The sequence below is a fragment of the Stackebrandtia nassauensis DSM 44728 genome, from assembly GCF_000024545.1.
Lineage (GTDB): Bacteria > Actinomycetota > Actinomycetes > Mycobacteriales > Micromonosporaceae > Stackebrandtia > Stackebrandtia nassauensis.
This window is the reverse complement of record NC_013947.1, coordinates 562,891-582,400: the sequence shown is the minus strand read 5'-3', so window position 1 is coordinate 582,400 and position 19,510 is coordinate 562,891. Positions and strand designations below refer to the sequence as shown.

The following is a 19,510-nucleotide window of genomic DNA, read 5'->3' as shown; positions in this document are numbered from 1 at the left end:
TGTACGTACACACGCCGCACCGATCCTGCCGGTTGCGAAAGTCGGCGTCCACCGGTCGTGGCGAGCGTCTCGTGAAACTCCTCCCGACCCCGGTGCGTGGTTCGTCCGAAAGCACCGTCAATATGTACTCTCGCGATCAAAGAACGTTCTTCACGCATTGGACTACCTGGATAACTGATGACATATCCGCAGCAGCCTGGTTACGGGCAACAGCCGGGATACGGACAACAACCTCAACAGCCCGGCTACGGGCAGCAGCAACCCGGGTACGGGCAACAGCCGCAACAGCCCGCGTACGGGCAGCCCCAGCAGCCTGGCTACGGCCAGCAGCAGCCGGGGTACTCCTCGCCCGACTACGGGCAGCCGCCCCAGCAGCCGGGAGGCGGCGGGCAGGCGTGGATCACGGTCGACGCGCAGTACTTCGTCCTCAACTTCATCCTCTCCTTCTTCAAGCCGAAGATCTTCATCGACGGCCAGCAGATGCAGGGGACGGAGTGGAAGGCCAACACCTTCCCGGTGGTGCCGGGCACCCACCACGTCAAGGTGGTCACGCCCTATCTGTGGGACTTCGGCGAGGCCGAGACGCAGGTCACCGTCGGACCCGGGCAGAACGTGCCGCTGGAGTACAAGAGCCCGCTGGTCGCGTTCTTCGTGCCGGGCTCGCTCGGCCCGTCGCCGCAGCAGTACAACGGCATGGGACTGATGATCGGCCTGATGGCCGTTCCGCTGGCGCTGTTGGTTCTGGTATGCATCTGCAGCCTCGGCGGGTTCTGGATCTAAGACTTACAGGCAAATATTCCGATTTGTCGCTTTATGCGGGATTCCTTGATCTTCAAGGAATCCCGCATTTTTTGAGGCTTGCCCCGGTCTGGCACGATTGTTCGGGTGAAAATCCTCCTCAAGATCCTCGTAACCGCGGCGACACTGTGGATCACCACCCTGATCTTCGACGACATCGTCATCGACACCGACAGTCCGCTGACCTACGTCGGCACCCTGCTGTTCGTCGCGCTGGTGTTCGGCCTCGTCAACGCGATCGTCAAACCGATCGCCAAGTTCATGCTCAAGGCCAGCTGTCTGTACTACCTGTCGCTGGGCATCCTGGGGCTGGTGCTCAACGCGCTGCTGTTCCTGCTGGTGATCTTCGTGGCCGACCAGTTCGGACTGCCGTTCACCATCGAGGGCGAAGGCTTCCACCGGTTCTGGATCGCGCTGCTGGCGTCGATCGTCATCACCGTGGTCAGCTGGGTACTCAACCTCGTGATACCTGACAAGAACGACAAAAAGAACAGTTGACGTAGGCTTCGAGACGACACGTTAACCGGCGCTTTACCCAAGGTCCGCCGGCTGCTTCCCGGCGGACCTTAGCGTCGGGGTCAATTACGACATTGACCAGGAGTTTGACCGTGACTCGTCCCCGCCGCCAGCTGCCGCTTCTGAACTCCGGCACCCGGCATGCCAACCGCAGCAACATGACCTGCCGCTTCCGGTGCGGCAACGCCTGCGATCATCCGGCACCCAACCGTTCACTCAACACCTACTTCGGCGACCTGTTCGCGTCCCGCCGCAACGTGCTGCGGGCCGGATCGGTCGGTGCCATAGCGATCGGCGCCGGGACCGCAGGCCTGCTGGCGACGGGCAACGCCGCCGCCGACCCCGTCTCCGAGCCCGCCGGTCCGGCCGCGCCGGACCCGCGTCACCACTCCGGCAAGCTCACCTTCGAACCGGTGCCGCCCAACACCGACGACAAGGTGACGGTGCCGTCCGGCTACGAGCACTCCGTCATCATCGAATGGGGGACGCCGATCATCGAGGGCGCGCCCGAGTTCGACATCGACAACCAGACCGCCAAGGCACAGCGCGGCCAGTTCGGTTACAACAACGACTACCTGGGCGTGCTGCCACTGGGCCGCGGCGACCACAAGGCCCTCATGGTCGTCAACCACGAGTACACCGACGAGATCCTGATGTTCCGCGAATACCCGGGCGGCTCGGAGGCCGACCCGGAGCAGATCAAGATCGCGATGGCGGCCCACGGGCTGTCGGTGGTCGAGATCCGTCGCGACCGCGAGACCGGACAGTGGCGCACCATCATGGACGCCAAGGGCCGGTTCAGCGAGTACAACCGCCGCATCCACCTGGACACCAAGTTCAAGTTCACCGGCCCCGCCACCGGCGACGACCTGGTCAAGACCAAGGCCGACCCGCGCGGCACCACCCCGATCGGCACCCAGAACAACTGCTCCGGCGGGCTCACCCCGTGGGGCACGGTGCTGTCGGGCGAGGAGAACTTCAACCAGTACTTCGTCGGCGGCGACGCCGCGCCCGACGAGGCCAAGCCCGCCCTGAAGCGCTACGGCTTCAACCTCGACGTGCACCACGACGAGGAGAACCGCCGCTTCGACCGGGTGCAGGAGCGCTTCGACCTGTCCAAGCACCCCAACGAGGCCAACCGCTTCGGCTGGATCATCGAGATCGACCCGCACAACCCGAACTCCAAGCCCCGCAAGCACACCATGCTGGGCCGGTTCAAGCACGAGGGCGCCAACCCGATCATCGCCAAGAACGGCAAGGTCGTCGTCTACATGGGAGACGACGAACGCTTCGACTACCTGTACAAGTTCGTCTCGGACGAGAAGTACCGCAAGCACGACCGCGAGCACAACCTGCGGCTGCTGGAGCGCGGCACCCTGTACGTGGCCAAGCTGTCCTTCACGTCGGAGGACGAGATCGACGGTTCCGGCAAGCTCCCGTCCGACGGCGCCTTCGACGGCGCGGGCAAGTGGATCAAGCTGGCCCACAACGACGAGTCCTTCGTGGACGGCTTCACCGCGGCCGAGGTCCTGGTGAACACCCGGCTCGCCGCGGACAAGGTCGGCGCCACCAAGATGGACCGTCCCGAGGACGTGGAACCCAACCGGCTCACCGGAAAGATCTACGCCGCCCTCACCAACAACAGCGACCGCGGCAAGGACGGCAAGCCGGGCGCCGACGAGGCCAACCCGCGCAACAAGAACAAGCACGGCCAGATCATCGAGATCACCGAGAACCGCGGCGACAACACGTCCAAGGAGTTCAACTGGACGCTGCCGATCGTGTGCGGCGACCCCAACGACGAATCGACCTTCTTCTCCGGCTTCGACAAGTCGAAGGTCTCGCCGATCTCGTGTCCGGACAATGTGGCCTTCGACTCCTCGGGCAAGAACCTGTGGATCTCCACCGACGGCAACGCCCTCGGCTCCCACGACGGCCTGTTCGCGGTCCCGCTGACCGGCGAGCACAAGGGCTGGCTGCGCCAGTTCCTGTCGGTCCCGGTCGGCGCCGAGACCTGCGGTCCGTTCATCTCCGAGGACAACAAGACCGTGTTCGTCTCGGTGCAGCACCCCGGCGAGGTCGACGGTGCCACTGTGGACAAGCCTGCCTCGGTGTGGCCCAACGGCGACTACGCCAAGCCCGCCGTGGTCTGCGCCTGGCGTCCCGACGGCAAGGACGTCGGTCGCTAGCCGACCTGTTCCCCGCCACAAGGTGGCCCCGCGTTCGCCGCGGGGCCACCTTTCGTTCGCCTGGGCAGCGTGGCGTCCCGGGTTCGGGGCCGTTCCTCCATTAAATTCGTCAGGTTCGGCAACCAATACGGGGAAGAAAGACGACATGCGCGCTGTCCGGCAAAACTCCCGACTCCGCTACCTCACCGCCGCCGTCCTGACGACGGCCGCCGCGGTACTGGCCCCGACGGTCACGGCGACCCCGGCGTCGGCCTCGGAGATCACACCGTTCAAGAAGGTCTACGACAAGGCCTTCTACGGCGACTTCCAGACCGTCGGCAACGGCGTGCTCGACTGCCCGAACGACAGCACCGAATCCGACTGCCGCGACACCCAGGCGGGCAACGGAAACCTCAACAACAACAACTTCGTCATGACCAACGCCGACATGGCCGGACTCGGCGGCTTCAACTCCTCCTCCGCGACCGCCACCATCCCCTCCGGAGCGACCGTCGACTACGCGCGGCTGCACTGGGGCGGCAACAACGGCAAGTACGGCTACGCCAGCGGCACCACCCGGGAGCGCTGCGACTCCTCCGCCAACGTCGTCGCGAAACCCGACGGTTCGGCCAAGTCCACCGAGGTGAAGGTCAAGGTCGACGGCGGCTCGACGACGTCGGTGGCGCCCGAGGTGTTCAACCAGAGCGGGAACTCCGTCAACGGGCCGCACTACTACGGTGCCGAGGCCGACATCACGTCGCTGTTCGGCTCGGCCTCCGGCTCGACCAGCGTGGCCGTCGGCGACGTCTGGGCGCCAACGGGTCTGGGCTGTGTCGGCGGCTGGTCACTGACCATCGTGTACAAGTACACGAACCCGGACCCCGACACCCAGGACATGCACAACTTCTACATCTACAGTGGCCTGGTCGTGCAGCGGTCCGCCGACGCTCCCACCGACATCGGCATCGACGGCTTCTACGCCACCGACGGCGCCGCCTCGCACGCGAGCGTCACCGCCTACGAGGGCGACCGCAGCACCCAGGGCGACCGGTTCCTCGTCAACGGCAAGAACATCGCCGAGCCCGGCACCAACGCCACGAAGAACTTCTTCAACAGCTCCTCCGACGGCGCCGCGACCCCGGACAATGCCAACAACCTCAACATCGACGCCAAGGACTTCGACCTTCCATCCACAGCGATCCCGCCGGGTTCGACGTCCGCGAAGCTGACCCTGGAGACCAGCGGCGACACCTATGTGGCCCAGCAGGTCGCGTTCGCCGTCCCGGTGCCGGACCTGGAAGTCGCCAAGACCAGTTCACCCGCGACGGTCTACGCCGGTGACACGGTCACCTACACCGTGAAGATCAAGAACATCAGCAACCTCGACTACCCGAACGCCAAGTTCAGCGACGACCTCACCGACGTCCTCGACGACGGCACGGTCGGCACTCCGACCGCCACCACGGGGGACGCCGAGTTCGACTCGCCCAAGATCAAGTGGACCGGCGACGTGGCGGCCGGGAAGACCGAGTCGGTCACCTACAAGGTCAAGGTCAACGACCCGATCTCCGGCGACGGCAAGCTCGTCAACAACGTCGTCGCGCCGGGCTCCCGTCCCACCACTTGCGACTGGCATCTCACCGTCAAGGAATGCAAGACCTCCCAGCCGATCAAGGACTCCAGCGACCGTCCGGACTCCCCCACCGGCAAGCCGAGCGACAGACCCGGTGACAAGCCGGGCGACACGGCGGGCGGCCCGAGCAACCTCTCGATCACGGGCGGCAGCTACACCGTCCCGATCCTGATCGCGCTGGCGCTGATCTCGGCGGGCGTGGCCACACTGTGGTACATGCGCCGCCGCACCCGCAAAGCCGAGGAGTAGAGGTCCCTGAACCACCGAATGGTGGCTCCGCGAGTGTCGCGGGGCCACCATTCGCCGTGTCAGGGCGGTGTCAGCGCCGTGGCGGAGGGGACGGCGATCGTGGACGCGACAGTCGAGCCACGAAAGGACTTTCCGATGAACCAGATGGGTGATGTGCCACGCGGTCTGCCGGTGGAGCGGGACGCGGGGCCGTTCGATCCGCCGAGTGGGCTCACGCGGTTGCGCGAGACGCGGCCGGTCAGTCCGCTGGTGTTCCCCAGCGGGCACGAGGGGTGGGTCGTGACCGGGTACGAGGCGGTGCGGCAGCTCATGGCCGATACGAGGTTCAGTTCGCGGCAGGACATCGGGGTGGTCCACGACCTGATTCCGATGGAAGGGCTGGAGGTTCCGACGGATCCGGGGCCGCAGCAGCCGGGGCTGTTCATCGCGATGGATCCGCCGGACCACGGGCGGATTCGCGGCAAGCTGACGGGGACGTTCACCGTGAAGCGGATGAAGACCCTGGAGGAGGGCATCGTCGCGATCGTGGAGCGGCAGCTGGACCACCTGGCTAGCCTGACGCCGCCGGTGGACCTGGTGGCGGAGTTCGCGTTGCCGGTGCCGTCGCTGGTGATCTGCGAGATGCTCGGGGTCCCGTATGAGGACCGGGAGACCTTCCAGGTCAACACGAACACGTTCCTGAACACGGACGTGACGTTCGAGGAGAAGATGGCGGCGCTGACGGAGCTGACGACCTACCTGGCCGGGTTGGTGACGGGCAAGCGGGCGCAGCCGGACGACGACATCCTGTCGGACCTCGCGCGGGACGAGGACCTCACGATCGAGGAACTGGTCGGCATCGGGTTCCTGCTGTTGCTGGCGGGGCACGAGACGACCGCGAACATGCTGGGACTGGGTACCTTCGCGTTGCTGGAGCACCCGGAGCAGCTGGCGGAGTTGCGCCAGAACCCGGAGCTGATGCCGAATGCGGTCGAGGAGCTCATGCGGTACCTGTCCATCGCCGACAACTTCTACCGATACGCGATCGAGGACATCGAGTTCGGGGGCGAGACCATCCCCGAGGGTTCGACGGTCGTGGTGTCGCTGCTGGCGGCGAACCGGGATCCGAAGAAGTTCGAGAACCCCGACCTCCTCGACATCAACCGCAAGGCTCGCGGACACATGTCCTTCGGGCACGGCGTTCACCAGTGCCTGGGGCAGCAGCTGGCTCGCATCGAGATGCGGGCCGGGTTCAACGGGCTGCTGCGGCGCATTCCGAGCCTGAAGCTGGCGATCCCCGCCGACGAGGTGAAGCTGCGCACGAACATGCGCATCTACGGCGTCCACGAGCTACCGGTGACCTGGACCGAGACGGCCGCGTAGCAGGAGGGCCCGACCGCGCGCGCCCGCCGCGCGCGGTCGGGTTTCGTTAATCGGTGGATCGGCCCGGTGCGGGCTGCGAGGATCCGGGCATGTCGCGAACTTTCGAGGAACTGGTGGCCGAGGCTGAGGCCGTGTCGGTGGCGGGCTGGGACTTCTCCTGGTTGGACGGTCGGGCGACCGAACAGCGGCCCTCGTGGGGATATCAGCGGTTGATGGGCGAGCGGATGGCCTCGGCGTCGGCGGCCCTGGACATTCAGACCGGTGGCGGCGAGGTGCTGGCGGGCGTGGAGACGTTGCCGCCGTTGACGGTGGCGACCGAGTCGTGGCCGCCGAACATCGACAAGGCGACCCGGCTGCTGCATCCGCGTGGGGTGGCGGTCGTGGTGGACGAGGACGAGCCGCCGCTGCCGTTCGGGGCCGAGGCCTTCGATCTGGTGGTGAGCCGGCATCCGGTGTCGACGTGGTGGGAGGAGATCGCGCGGGTGCTGCGGCCGGGCGGGACGTACCTGTCGCAGCAGGTCGGTCCGGCGAGTGTCTTCGAGGTGGTCGAGTTCTTCCTGGGGCCGCAGCCGCCCGAGGTGCGGCGGGGTCGACAGCCCGAGGACGCCCAGGCGCTCGCCGAGGCCGCGGGCCTGGAGGTGGTGGAGCTGCGGTCGGAGTCGCTGCGGACCGAGTTCTTCGACGTCGGGGCGGTGATCTACTTCCTGCGCAAGGTGATCTGGATGGTTCCCGGGTTCACTGTGGAGCAGTATCGGGACCGGCTGCGCGACATGCACGAGCTGATCCAGGCGGAGGGGCCGTTCCTGGCCCACACCACCCGGTTCCTGATCGAGGCGCGCAAGCCCGGCTGAGGCGGCGCGGGACCACTATTGTGGGGCCATGTCGCAACAGCCGTACGACCCCGCCGTGACGGGTGGTTTCACTGTGGCCGACGGCTTCTCGGTGATCCCGCCCAAACGCCCGACGGCGGTGACCCTCGCCAGCGCGATCATGCTGGCGATCGCGGGGTTGAGCGGACTGGGCGCCCTGGTGCTGATCGTCGTCGAGGTCCTCGACAACCCCGATCCCGGCAGCGTCCTGCAGTCGGTGCGGTTCGACCTCGGGCTGTGGCTGTTCCTGCTGGCGGTCGGGGTGGCGCCGTGCGCGCTCCTGGTCCGCAACGGCAGCGACGGTGGCCGACTCGCGACGTTCACGCTGCTGGGAATCGCGACCCTGTCGTGTTTCGGCAACGCCATGCAGACCCTGGTGGAGCTGTCCGGGTCGATCGACGTGGCCATCGTCGCGGTCCCGTTGTGGCTGCTGGCGGCGGCGCTCACCGTGACACCGGTGGTGGCGCTGGCGAGTCCGGCGGCGTCGCGGTGGTTCTGGGAGCAGCGGCGGGAGGTGTCGATCATGGACCCGGCCGTCGCGGTGCCCCGCCCGACGATGTTCACCGTCGGGGTGGCGTTCGTGGCGTTGACCGCGCTGCTCGACATCGCGGCCAAGGCGGCCTATCTGGCGTTGATGTTCAACACCTCCGGGATCGACATCGCCACCTACTATCTGGGCTTCTTCGCCAGCTCGGCGGCGCCACTGATCGCGGTCCTCGTCGCGACCGTCGGCTTGGCCGTCCGCAGCGATCTGGCCCGGGTGCTGGCTTTCGGGGCGTGCGGTTTCTACGTCTACTCCGGACTGCGCAGCCAGATCGGGCTCGTCACCAACCTGGACATGTACGCGATCGACGTGTGGTTCGTCGTGACCTTCGCGTTGGGGTTGCTGGCGGCCGTCAGCTCCACGGTGGCGCTGGTCGCGCTGTACCGGCCGCAGGTGTCGTTGTGGTTGGGGCAGAACAGGTTCGGGGTGGAACCAGCGGGTTCAGCCTCGGGGGATGTCCACCAGTAGCCGGGAGTCGGTGCCCTTGCCGAACACCGGATCACTGCCGCGGACGAGGATCTCGTGGTTGAGGGCGTCGGCGCGGTAGAGCCGCAGCGAGTTCGGTGCCGTCAGTTCGTCGACGCCGAACTCGCGCAGTTCGGGGAATCGTCCGCTGTAGAGGGCCGAGGCGTCGGCGAGTTCGGCTTCGGGGACGAGGGTGGCCTCGGCGTCCATGAACACCGCTTCGGCGCCGCCGATGCGGACACTGGAGTCGAAGACGACGATGCGGACCCGGGAGCGGGCGGCGATGTTGCGGGAGTGGACCGAGTCGGGGTTGGACACCCAGTAGAAGCGGTGGTAGCCGTCGGGAGTGAAGTAGACGGGGGTTGTCCAGGGGTTGCCGTCGTCGAGGACGCTGCCGAGGGTGAGGTACTTGTTGGAGTCGATGACGTGCTTGGCGGTTTCGACGGGTTCCATGACAGTGACGGTAGTCGAGGACGGGCCCGCTCGACCGGGGTCATTCGGACGGGCGCAGCAGGCCGGTCTCGTAGGCGACGATGACGGCGTGGACGCGGTCGCGCAGCCGCAGTTTCGTCATCACGGACCTGAGGTGGCTCTTGACGGTTTCGTAGCCGATGCCGAGTTCGGTGGCGATCTCGTTGTTGGACAGGCCCCGGCCGGTCAGTGACAGGACGTCGCGTTCGCGGGCCGTGAGGGCTTTGAGTCGCGGGGGTGTGGCCAGGGGTTCCGGCAGCAGCGGGGCGAAGGTCGACACCAGTCGTGAAGTGGCCCAAGGGGAGAGCACCGCGTTGCCGGAGGCGACGGTGTGGACGGCGGCGATCAGGGTGGCGGCGTGGGAGTCCTTGAGGAGGAAGCCGCTGGCTCCGGCTCGCAGGCCCGCGTACACGTAGGCGTCGACGTCGAAGGTGGTCAGGAGGATGACCTTCGACTGTGGGCGTTCGCGGGTCAGTCGGGCGGTGGCCTCGACGCCGTCCACATCGGGCATGCGGACGTCCATGATGACGATGTCGGGGTCGCTGTCGCGGGCCAGTGCGGGGACTTCGGAGCCGTCGGCGGCTTGTCCGACCACGGTGAACTCGGGTTCGGCGTCGAGGAGTCCGGCGAGGGCCTCGCGGACGAGCGTCTGGTCGTCGACGACCAGGAGGCGCAGCGGTTCGTCCATCATGGTCCTGAGGTGAGCGGGATGCTGGCGAGGACTTCGAAGCCGCCGCTGTCGCGTGGTCCCGCGAGTAGTTGGCCGCCTTGGGCTTCGACACGTTCGCGCAGGCCGGTGAGGCCGAAACCCGTGCGGGTCGTGGCTTCGGCGGCGGGGCCGGAGTCGGCGACGCGGATGGTCAGCAGTTCGGGTGGGCCGCTGATCTCGACGCGGGCGGTCGGGGCGCCAGAGTGCTTGCGGACGTTGGTGAGCGCTTCCTGGACGACGCGGTAGGCGGCGAGGCCGATGGCGGGTGGCACGGCCGCGGGCGCGGTGGTGTGCAGGTCGACGATGAGGCCGTCCCGGAGGGCTTCGGCGATCAGTTGCGGGAGTTCGTCGATGCCGGGCTGGTCGGCGGTGGGGTGGTCGGTGCCCTGGCGTAGGTAGGCGATGAGCCGGCGGGTTTCGGCCAGGGCGGTGCGGGCGGTGTCGGCGACGACGGCGAAGTGGTTCGCGGCGGGCGGGATCGAGGACGTCACGGCATCGGCGGACGCGGGGTCCGCTGGAGTCGGCGTCGGCTCGGATGCGCCAGCGTGTGCGGCGGCGTCGTGCTGGAGACGGCGGGTCGCGGCGTCGGCTTGCAGCGCGATCGCGGTGAGGTGATGGCCGACGACGTCGTGCAGGTCGCGCGACAGGCGCAGGCGCTCCTCCAACGCGGCCCGGCGTTGGCGGGCGGCGCGGTCGTGGGCGTGCCAGCGGCGGCGCGCGTGGGCGGCGTCCCCGGCGATGGCGCCGACGGCGGCCAGCAGCGCCACGACCACCCAGGTGCCGTCGGCCAGGAAGACGGGGGCGACCACGGCTGTCGCGGTGGCGAGTCCGGTCGCGCAGACGAGCCAGCTGACGGCCGCGACCGGGCGGCCGTGTCTGCTGGTGGCGGCGTAGATGACCACGGGCAGCACCAGGGCGCCCGCCATCGTCCATGACGGACGGAAGAACCAGACGGCCAGATCGGAGGCCACCACTATCGAGCAGACCGCGAGCGGTCGCCGGTAGAGCAGCGCCAGGGGCAGCGAACCGGCGAGGGCCAGCGCGTAGTCGATCCAGGGTTGGGCGCCGGGCGGTTCGAAGTGGCTGACGTGGGCGAGGGCGGCGACGGTGGTGGCCACGGCGAGGATCGCGCTGGCGGCGATCGCGGCTCGGCGCGACGGCCGCCAGGACCACGGCAGACCGGCAATCCTGGTGCTCACGAGCTCACGGTACGGGTGGTTTCGGCGGTCGTCCTCCCCTTCGGTGATGAGGCGCCGCCTCCTACCGCAGGGGTAGCTCCCCTTACGGAAGGAGGGTGTGGATCGTCCACCGGGGGCGGGAAACCGGGCTGTGACGGCCATAGCGTCGCGTCCATGACCGAACCGAAGCACCACCGCGCCCAGACGCTCGTGATCGTGGTCGCGGCACTTGTCGCCGCCAGTGTGGCCATCGTGTTGGCGTCGCTGGGCGGCACGCGGGACCTCTACGTGTCGACGTCCGGCGACGACTCCTGGGACGGCAGCCTGGAGCGGCCGTTCGCGTCCCTGAAGCGCGCCCAGAAGGAGGTTCGCGCGTTGACCGACTCGATGGGCGCCGACATCACCGTCCACGTCCGGGGCGGAACCTACCGGCTGTCACAGCCGCTGAAGTTCAACGGGGAGGCCGATTCCGGTCGCAACGGGCATCGAGTGGTCTACCAGGCCTACGGCTACGGGACGTCCGAACCTGAGCGGGTCACGATCAGCGGTGGCCACAAGGTCAGCGGCTGGAACACCGACGACGGCGTGTGGAGCGCGAAGGTCGGCGACCTGCGGACCCGGCAGCTGTACGTCGACGGCGATCGCGCGCCCCGGGCCGGGCTCGGCGGCGGGATTCCCGGTGACGCTATAGCCACCAAAACCGGTTACACCACCGACAGCACCGCGCCACAGTCCTGGAAGGACCCGGAGAACATCGAGTTCGTGTACACGCTGGCGCTGTACACCGATCGCCGTTGCGGCGTCAAGGATGTCACCGGCGATGAGTCCGGTTCGACGATCACCATGGACTCCGAGTGCTGGGGGCTGATGCTGGCCGAGGCCGACGACCCGGTGCTCGGCGAGAAGGGCGAACTGCCCTCCGAACCGACCGACATCGTCAACTCGCGAAGCTTCCTCGACAAGGCGGGTTCGTGGTTCCTCGACCGCACCGGTTCCGGGGAACACACGCTGTTCTATAAGCCGCTGCCGGGACAGGAACCGGGGAGCACCGAGGTCGTCGCGCCGCGATTGGAGACCCTTGTAGATGGTTCAGGCGGGTCCGGGAAGCGGCTGCACGACGTCGATCTCAACGGCTTCACCTTCGCCGAGGCCACCTGGCTGGCTCCGGACGAACCGAGCGGGTTCGTCAGTTCGTGGAGTTCCTATTCGCTGCCCGGCGAGCAGGCCCGCCGTACCGTCCCCGGCAATGTGAGGTTCCGCGACAGTGATCGGATTGGCTTGCGCGGCAACACTTTCACTCGGCTCGGCGGCCAGGGTCTTGAGATCTCGTCCAGCAGTTCCGGTTTCGTGGTGGCGGGCAACGAGTTCACCGACATCTCCGACGGCGGCATCGTCATGGGGCTGCTGCCGCCCGACACGGCCGGGGAACATCGCGACAACCGGATCGCCGACAACTGGGTGCACGACATCGGGGTGGAGAACCGAGCCGCCTCGGGGATCTGGCTCATGGGCACCAAGGACGCCACCATTGAGCACAACCAGGTCAACGACGTCCCGCACATGGGCATCCTCGCCGGACGCGACCCGGACGTGCCCGCCGCGACCAGCGGCACCCGGATCCTCGGCAACCTGGTGATCGACGCGATGCAGCGGATCGGGGACGGTGGCGGCATCTACCTGCGCGGCAGCCAGGGTGACTCCTATGCCGACGGTGCGCTGGTGAAGGGCAATGTGGTCACCAACGCGCGCACCGACACCGGGGGTTTCTTCAACATCGGGATCTACACCGACGATGGCTCGAAGTGGGTCACGGTGGCGGACAACGCCACCTACGACAACCTGGCGGCGATCGGCGGTTGCGACGAGTCGCCGCGGCGTCCGGTGGACCGGATCCGCTTCACCGGGAACTTCTGGGACGACGCGGTTCCCGAGGGCATCGACCGGATGGACTTCCCGGGTGCGTGGCCGTGCGGGCAGCCGCACCACGTCTCCTTCGCGGGCAACACCACGCTGTCACAGACCGCCCCGGCGCGGGCGTGTCGGTCCAATCTGGATTGCGTCACGATACTCAAGCGAGCTGGCCTTTCGGACGAATACCGGGAACTGTTGCGGGACAAGTGATCTTGTGGATCGCATACACCGGTTTAGTATGTGACTCATATCACTATGCATGTGAAATCTGCAGATACAGGGCGTTGACATGGCAAAGTGTGATCCATTGTGGGTTTAGTCCGTTTTAGCCTGGTTGCCGTTTGTGCCAACCCCCTGGTAGAGATTCGGTATGGGTACCCCCGTATACCCGCAGACGTTGTTGGACGCACTTCGGCGCGAGCCCGAGAGTCCGGCCTTCGAGCACGGCGCGCGTGTGGTGGCGCGCGGCGAACTGCTCGACGTCATCGCGGGCTATGTCGCGGGGCTGCGTGCCGCCGGAGTGGGGCCGGGCAAGGGCGTGGCCATCGCTACGGCCACAACGGCCGAGGGCTTCGCGGCCCAGATCGCTGCCCACGTGGTGGGCAGCCGGGTCGTCGGCGTGCTTCCCGACCTGCCGTCCGGACACTTGAGACACATCTTCGACGACGTCGAGTACCTGCTCGTGGACGCCGAGACCGGCACGCCCGACCTGCTGGGCGCCGCCAAGGGCTGTCAGGTGCTGACCGTCGGAGCGGATCTGGCCGGCGACGGCGGTTCGCTGGTGCCGCAGGGCCGACGCGAGACCATCGCCTACATCACCTTCACCAGCGGCAGCACCGGCTCGCCGAGGGGGATCGCGTTCACCTACGCCGCCATGTCCGGTAACTGGTCGCTGCAACCGGAAGTCTGGGGGTCGCGCACCGAGGAACTGGCCGAGACCCACAACCGGTTCCTGCTGTACGGCTCGCTGTCGAGCGCGATCGTCTTCGAGCAGCTGGGACTGACGCTGCTGTCCGGCGGCACCGCCGTGATCCCCGAGGGACCGGTCGAGTTCCCGGACGTGATCGAACGGCTGGGCATCACCATGTGCCTGCTGAGCGTCCCGCGTTACCACCGGGTCCTGGACGCGCTGCGGGACAAGGAGGTCGACATCTCCAGCCTCCGCTGCGCGATCGTGGCGGGTTCGCCGGTGTCGCCGCGTCGGCTGGCCGAGGGCTTCGAGCGGCTGGGTCCGGTGCTGCGGCAGACCTACGGGCAGACCGAGGACGGCACCCTGACGATGCTGACGAAGGACGACGTCGACCAGTGGCCGGAGGCACTGTCCTCAGTGGGCCGCGTGTGGGAGAACGTGCAATTGGAGATCCGGGACGCCGTGGGCCGAGCGGTGCCGCCGGGCCGGTCCGGGGAGGTGTGGGTGCGCACTCCCGGTCAGCTGTGCGGGTACTGGGACGACGAGGAGGAGACCGTCGAGGTACTGCGCGACGGCTGGGTGCGGACCCGGGACCTGGGTTACCTCAGCGGCGACGGCTTCGTGTTCCTCACCGGACGCTCCCGCGACATCATCATCGTCAACGCGGTGCTGCACTACGCCGGTCCGATCGAACGGGCGCTCATGGAGCACCCGGACGTGGACCAGGCCTTCGTGGTCGGCACCCCGGACGAGGACGCCGGGGAGGCGATCCACGCGATCATCCTGCCGGTCAAGGAGAGTCATCCCGAACCGCAGGAGTTGCGGGAACTGGTCACCCGGGAACTGGGTGCCTCCGCCGCGCCCGGCCACCTGCACTTCGTCACCGAGATCCCGGTCGCCCCGGGCGGCAAGCCCGACAAACGGGCACTGCTGGCCCGGGTCCTGGGCTAGAAACGCGAAGACGGCCCCACCGGAGGGGTTCCGGTGGGGCCGTTGGGTGTGAGGGTGGTTCAGCAGCCGAGTTTGTCCAGGACGAAGTCGGCCAGGTTGAGTTGTCCCTGTTTCACCGTCACCGATCGGGCTTCGGCACTCCATCCGTCCTTGTGGACGATGATGGTGTACTTGCCCTTGGTGAACCAGTACTGGTACCGGCCGTCGGCCCCGGTGTACAGGTCGAACCGCTTACCGGCGGCGTTCTTGACCTGCACCTGGGCTTCGGGGATCATCACGGCGGTACCGTCGCACTTGGTGCCGCTGACGGTGCCCAGCAGTTTGCCCATATTGGCCTTGGGGGCCACGGACATGGTGACCGGTATCGGATCCACCCGGAACGGGGTGTCGGAGCCGAAGCGCAGTTCGGCGGTGTAGGTTCCCGGTTGCTCGACACCGTCGGCGACCGTGGCGGACAGCGTGACGTCGACGGTCGTCGACTTCCCGGGGTCCAGGGTCACCGAGGTCTTCGACGGCTTCAGCCACGAGATGTCGGCGGTACCGTCTCCGCAGTCGTCGAATCCGCTCAACAGTTCGGCGTCGTTGACGGGCTGACGGTTCGCGTCACTGCCGCCGATCCGGGCGAAGCCGCAGGCTCCGGCCGCACGGAAGCGGGTCTGCGAGGAGTTGGGCAGCGTGACCCACTCGTCGGCCGTCAGGTCGTAACCGAAGCTGGCGTTGGTGACCGAGGTGCCGCCGGTGATGCCGGAGTTGACGACCAGCATGCCGTTGGCGACGTCGTAGGCGCTGCCCCACAGGTCGATGGGCAGCGACGCCGCTTCGGACCATTCGTCGTCCCCTGGCTTGAGGACGGACACGCCGCGCAGTCCGCTGCCCTCGGCGCCGGCGCCGCCCGCGCACACGAGGGTGTCGCCGATGCCGCCGCAGGACGCCCAGGCGAGGTCGACCGGGTAGTAGGCCTCGTTCGCCCAGGAGTCACCAGACGGGTCGTAGACCTGGGTCTGAGCGGACTTGTCGCACACGTCGTTGCGACAGCCGCCCACTATGTACAGCTTTCCGTCCACAACGGCCTGTCCGGGGGCGGAGACACCGGTGGGACCGTTGGCGCCCTGCGACCAGGAGTCACCGGCGGGGTCGTACTTGAACAGTTTCGTCGAGGTACTGCCGTCGGGGTTCCAGCCGCCGTACACGTACAGGGTGCCGTCGATGAACGCCGCCGCCGGTTTCTGCAACGGTGTCGGCAGTGGCGCGATCGGTGACCAGCCGCCGTCGACGAGGTCGTACTTGAAGCTTGCGGTGGTGGTCTCGTTGCCGTCGAAGCCACCGACCACATAGATCGCGTCCTCGCCACGGGCCGCCGCGTTGGAGGAGATCGTCGTCGGGTACTCCGGCAACGCTCCCCACTCGGCATCGTCCGGGACCTCCGCCGCGGTGACGGCGCCCGACTTGGTGTCGGCCTTGGTCTCCATGCCCTGTGAGGCTTCGCCCTGCACCGGTTTCACCAGCCGCGCGGCACCGTCGTCGGCCGACATCGGGTCGAAACCGCCCTCGGCCTCCTTGATGTCGAGAGTGGCCTTGGCGTCACCGGTGTTGGTGACCTTCAGCTGTTCGGTCCAGCTGCCGCCCAGGGTGACATTGGTGTCGATCTCGCCGGGTTCCACCGCGAAGTGCCCGGCGCCGAGTTTGAAGTCGGCTCGCACCACCGCGTCCTTCTTGACGTCGACCTTCCTGGCGACCTCGGCGTACTTGCTCTTGGACGCCACCAGGTCGTGGTTGGTGGTGGTCGTGGTGAACAGCGCGTAGAAGCCGTCGCCCAGGGCCGGATCGCCCGGGGTGGCGCCCGTCGTCGCCGATTCGCCGCTGACCGAGTCACGGACCTTCGCGCCGTCCAGGGCCTTGCCGGAGGTGTCGGTCACCTGACCGACGACCCGGCCGCCCTGGACGAGTTCGCAGGCGCCGTCGCCGACCTGGATGTCGTCCAGCTGCCACCACCAGGCGTACTCGCCGCGGTAGTGGAACCGCAGTCGCGTCTCGGAGGCGGCCAGTTCGGCGGCCGACAGTGTCGGCACCAGCGGTATCTCGACCTGCGTGTTGCGCACCGAGACCCCGGAGGAGTCCCAGATGGTCGACCAGGTGTCGTCGGGGCCGGAGACCTCGACGCGCGCGATGTCGTCGCTGATGCTGCGGTAGTCGGTCTTGAACCGGAGCACCGGACTGTCCAGCGAGGACAGATCCAGTTTCGGACTGATCAGGTAGGTGTCGACGAAGGTGCCGCGACCCGGGAGGTCGCTGTCTCCGATGGCGAAACCGCCCTCGCCGCCGGTCAGGTTGCCCCGGCCGCCGGGATCGTCGAAGGCCCACGGCAGCGCGCCGCCGTTGTTGACGACCTCCCAGCCGGACGGGGTGCCGCCGTTGAACGACTCCGACAGTTGCAGGTCGTCGAACTTCGGCGTGTAGCCCGACGCGGTGCAGTCGGGGGTGGTGGACAACGCGAACTCCACCTCGGTGTTGCCGTCCACCTCGACGGCCTCGGTGCGGGGCTCGTAGCCCGGGTACTCGGCGGTCGCGGTGAGGGCGTAGCCGCCCTCGGGGACCTCGATCTCGAACTCGCCGGTCACCGGGTCGGTGTAGACCGGATCGGCGAAGCCCTCGATCGTGATGGCCGAGTACACCGGCCAGCCGTGGCCGCCGCCGTCGGTCACCTTGCCGGACAGGGTGGCCCGGGGTGCGCGCGGCAGCGCGAAGTCGACCCTGGTCTCACTGTCCCTGGTGATCTTCACGTTGCTGGTCTGGGTCTTGTAGCCGAAGGCTGTGGCCCGCAGCTGGTAGTCGCCCACCGGCAGCCGCAGCGTGTACCCGCCCTTGGCGTCGGTGACGGTGGAGCCGTCGCCGCTGGCGCTGATCTTGGCTCCCGGTACGGGTTTCCCGGACTTGGCGTCGGTGACCACTCCGGACACGACGCCGCTGGCGCCGTCGGAGCAGTTGTCGAACCGGAACGAGCCGATCCGGGTGCTCCAGGTCGCCGCGCCGGTCTCGGGAACGTATTCGCTGGTGTACCAGAAGGTGCACCCGTCGGTCGGGTCCACCGACATGGACGAGTAGTCGCCCCAGCGGTTGAACCCGGTCTGGGAACCGGTTCCCTCGGTCATGACGGCCTCGCCCTGCGACAGCTGGCCGAGCGGGTCGTCGGCGAGCCGTCCGGCGTAACCGATGGACGGGTACCGGTTGGTGTTCGAGATGGTGTATCCCATGGCGATGTTGCCCGAGACGTCCATGCCGATGCTGCCCATCCAGCGGTGATCCGCGTCGGGGGCGAAGGTGCTCTGCTGGTGGATCTTCCAGTCGCCGCCGGTGTTGCGCAGTTCGTACCAGCGCACCCCGGCGTGGTCGGCGCCGTTCGCGTCGACCGACTGGTTCAGCACGATCGACTGGTGGTCGTCGAAGTTGCGATACCCGGCCCGGTACATCAGCCGGTCGGAGATCGCGTCGAGTCCGACGTCGGTTCCCTGTTGTGGCACGCAATCTCGTTCGTACTGACACAGGTCGGAGTCGAAGGGCTCGGTGACGAGGTTCTGGTCCGGCTCCAGGGCGTTGCCGAAGCTGGAGTTGCCCGGGACGTTCCAGTCGGTCTTGAAGTTCCACACGTGCAGGGTGTCCTGTGTGACGGTGCCCCAGGCGTCGTCGTTCATCGCGGTGAACGGGTTCGGCGCGCCGTCCGGTGGGGACAGTCCCTCGGCGTCGGCGGGCAGCAGACCGCCGAATCGCTGGTCGAGGTGGAAGTAGATCTGGTTCGCCGGTGCCCCGGCGAGCATCCGTTCCCGTTCGTAGACGAGGGCTCCGGCACCCAGGAACTCGAAGGTCTGGTTGTCGAACTCGTTGGCGGTCATGTAGTAGCCGTCGGGCCAGATGCCGAACTTCGGGTAGTCGTTGATCGCGTCGGCCGGGTACTCGAAGTCGTAGCGGTGCCACGCGCCCAGCGGGTCTCCGGTGGCCGAGACCGCGATGCACTGGTGGTTGACGCCGCTGTCGGTGAAGATCGCGAACTGGCTGGCCATCCAGCGGTCGGCCTGCTCGTCGTACAGCACGATCGCGTCACCGTCGTTGTGGGACTCGCATTCGCCGCCGAAGCCCTGGAACAGGGTGTTGTTGGGGGCGGGCCCGTACAGCAGGTCGCCCTGCTTGTTCCAGATCGCGAAGGAGATGTTGATGTACTGCATGTAGTGGTCGGGGCCGACATCCCCGTTGGTGTCGGGAGGGGCGCCCCCGAAGGTGTTTCCGACACCTTCGAAGTCGTTGAGGATGCCGGGCATGTTCGCCGCCGCGTCGTTCTGGACGGCGGCGCTGCCGGTCTCGGCTGTCTTGTCTACGGTGGATTTTCCGAGGCTTCCCAGTGGATGGTCCTGCTGGACTGTCGCCGCCTCGGGGACCCCCTTGGGATCCATGTCCCGCAGTGGTGTGGAGGTGTCGAAGGCGGCGGCGGGCTTGACGATCGGTTCGCCGGGTTCGGCGGACGGGTCGGCCGCCGAGGCGGACAGGGTGGCGGCGACGATCGCAAGTCCCGCAAGGGATGCCAGCGATCGTCTGATAAATCGGGATCCGGGCATGAGATCCGACCTTTCGAATCCGTATTGTGTTGTCGGAGTGTCCACTTGAGTTAGCCGGGAATCACTGCAAGTGAGTTACGAGTTTTACCCACCGTTCGGTCGCCACGGCAGGGCTGTTAGACCCCATTGGAATACCGGGAAAGCTGAAACCCTTATCCCCCAAGGGTTCCAG

Annotated in this window: 13 protein-coding genes; 9 read left to right on the top strand and 4 right to left on the bottom strand. The window is 67.4% G+C overall.

All coding sequences use genetic code 11. The features are described 5' to 3' along the window. Positions 1–177 precede the first annotated feature (177 nt). The 7 genes from SNAS_RS36100 (at position 178) to SNAS_RS02695 (ending at position 8,607) form a co-directional block, all read left to right on the top strand. The gene (locus tag SNAS_RS36100) at positions 178–780 is read left to right on the top strand and encodes a hypothetical protein (protein WP_013015834.1); all 603 of its coding nucleotides are present in this window, start codon (positions 178–180) and stop codon (positions 778–780) included. A 105-nt stretch (positions 781–885) separates the two neighbouring features. Further along, positions 886–1,296: a phage holin family protein gene (locus SNAS_RS02720; protein WP_013015833.1), complete on the top strand. Its 411-nt coding sequence runs from the start codon at positions 886–888 to the stop codon at positions 1,294–1,296. Positions 1,297–1,406: 110 nt separating this feature from the next. Further along, positions 1,407–3,503, top strand: coding sequence for a PhoX family protein (locus tag SNAS_RS02715; protein WP_013015832.1), 2,097 nt, complete (start codon positions 1,407–1,409; stop codon positions 3,501–3,503). A 145-nt stretch (positions 3,504–3,648) separates the two neighbouring features. Then, entirely contained in the window at positions 3,649–5,364 is a 1,716-nt protein-coding gene (locus tag SNAS_RS02710; protein ID WP_013015831.1) for a DUF7927 domain-containing protein, read from the top strand. Between the two features lie 135 nt (positions 5,365–5,499). Next, the gene (locus tag SNAS_RS02705) at positions 5,500–6,726 is read left to right on the top strand and encodes a cytochrome P450 (protein WP_013015830.1); all 1,227 of its coding nucleotides are present in this window, start codon (positions 5,500–5,502) and stop codon (positions 6,724–6,726) included. An 89-nt stretch (positions 6,727–6,815) separates the two neighbouring features. After that, positions 6,816–7,577 (top strand): class I SAM-dependent methyltransferase, encoded by a 762-nt coding sequence (locus SNAS_RS02700; RefSeq protein ID WP_013015829.1) that lies wholly within the window; start codon positions 6,816–6,818, stop codon positions 7,575–7,577. A gap of 28 nt (positions 7,578–7,605) precedes the next feature. Continuing rightward, a complete protein-coding gene (locus SNAS_RS02695; RefSeq protein ID WP_013015828.1) occupies positions 7,606–8,607 on the top strand; it encodes a hypothetical protein in 1,002 nt (333 codons plus the stop codon). Here the strand turns inward: SNAS_RS02695 and SNAS_RS02690 are convergent. Genes SNAS_RS02690 through SNAS_RS02680 form a run of 3 tightly spaced genes read right to left on the bottom strand, consistent with a single transcriptional unit; the run spans position 8,581 to position 10,983 of the window. Beyond that, entirely contained in the window at positions 8,581–9,057 is a 477-nt protein-coding gene (locus tag SNAS_RS02690) for a pyridoxamine 5'-phosphate oxidase family protein (RefSeq protein ID WP_013015827.1), read from the bottom strand. The two genes, SNAS_RS02695 and SNAS_RS02690, sit on opposite strands and share 27 nt — an antisense overlap. Before the next feature lie 40 nt (positions 9,058–9,097). Beyond that, complete coding sequence (locus SNAS_RS02685) at positions 9,098–9,763, bottom strand: response regulator (protein WP_013015826.1); 666 nt, start codon at positions 9,761–9,763, stop codon at positions 9,098–9,100. Beyond that, on the bottom strand, positions 9,763–10,983 hold the full coding sequence (locus tag SNAS_RS02680; protein ID WP_041624511.1) for a sensor histidine kinase: 1,221 nt from the start codon (positions 10,981–10,983) through the stop codon (positions 9,763–9,765). The genes SNAS_RS02685 and SNAS_RS02680 overlap by 1 nt, the downstream gene beginning before the upstream one ends. Before the next feature lie 153 nt (positions 10,984–11,136). Between SNAS_RS02680 and SNAS_RS02675 the strand changes: the two genes are divergently transcribed. Both SNAS_RS02675 and SNAS_RS02670 read left to right on the top strand, forming a co-directional pair. Further along, positions 11,137–13,083 carry a right-handed parallel beta-helix repeat-containing protein gene (locus SNAS_RS02675; protein WP_013015824.1) on the top strand — a complete coding sequence of 649 codons (1,947 nt, stop codon included), beginning with the start codon at positions 11,137–11,139 and terminating at the stop codon, positions 13,081–13,083. A gap of 160 nt (positions 13,084–13,243) precedes the next feature. After that, positions 13,244–14,734 (top strand): class I adenylate-forming enzyme family protein, encoded by a 1,491-nt coding sequence (locus SNAS_RS02670; RefSeq protein WP_013015823.1) that lies wholly within the window; start codon positions 13,244–13,246, stop codon positions 14,732–14,734. 59 nt (positions 14,735–14,793) lie between these two features. On the opposite strand, the gene SNAS_RS32270 is transcribed toward SNAS_RS02670, so the two are convergent. Next, complete coding sequence (locus SNAS_RS32270; RefSeq protein WP_013015822.1) at positions 14,794–19,338, bottom strand: carboxypeptidase regulatory-like domain-containing protein; 4,545 nt, start codon at positions 19,336–19,338, stop codon at positions 14,794–14,796. Positions 19,339–19,510: the final 172 nt, after the last annotated feature.

Excerpts from the sequence above, each read along its gene's own strand:
- SNAS_RS36100 (WP_013015834.1), top strand. The coding sequence starts at position 178 with ATGACATATCCGCAGCAGCCTGGTTACGGGCAACAGCCGGGATACGGA.
- SNAS_RS02705 (WP_013015830.1), top strand. The coding sequence starts at position 5,500 with ATGAACCAGATGGGTGATGTGCCACGCGGTCTGCCGGTGGAGCGGGAC.
- SNAS_RS02690 (WP_013015827.1), bottom strand. The coding sequence starts at position 9,057 with ATGGAACCCGTCGAAACCGCCAAGCACGTCATCGACTCCAACAAGTAC.
- SNAS_RS02700 (WP_013015829.1), top strand. The coding sequence starts at position 6,816 with ATGTCGCGAACTTTCGAGGAACTGGTGGCCGAGGCTGAGGCCGTGTCG.
- SNAS_RS02675 (WP_013015824.1), top strand. The coding sequence starts at position 11,137 with ATGACCGAACCGAAGCACCACCGCGCCCAGACGCTCGTGATCGTGGTC.
- SNAS_RS02685 (WP_013015826.1), bottom strand. The coding sequence starts at position 9,763 with ATGGACGAACCGCTGCGCCTCCTGGTCGTCGACGACCAGACGCTCGTC.
- SNAS_RS02670 (WP_013015823.1), top strand. The coding sequence starts at position 13,244 with ATGGGTACCCCCGTATACCCGCAGACGTTGTTGGACGCACTTCGGCGC.
- SNAS_RS32270 (WP_013015822.1), bottom strand. The coding sequence starts at position 19,338 with ATGCCCGGATCCCGATTTATCAGACGATCGCTGGCATCCCTTGCGGGA.
- SNAS_RS02710 (WP_013015831.1), top strand. The coding sequence starts at position 3,649 with ATGCGCGCTGTCCGGCAAAACTCCCGACTCCGCTACCTCACCGCCGCC.
- SNAS_RS02695 (WP_013015828.1), top strand. The coding sequence starts at position 7,606 with ATGTCGCAACAGCCGTACGACCCCGCCGTGACGGGTGGTTTCACTGTG.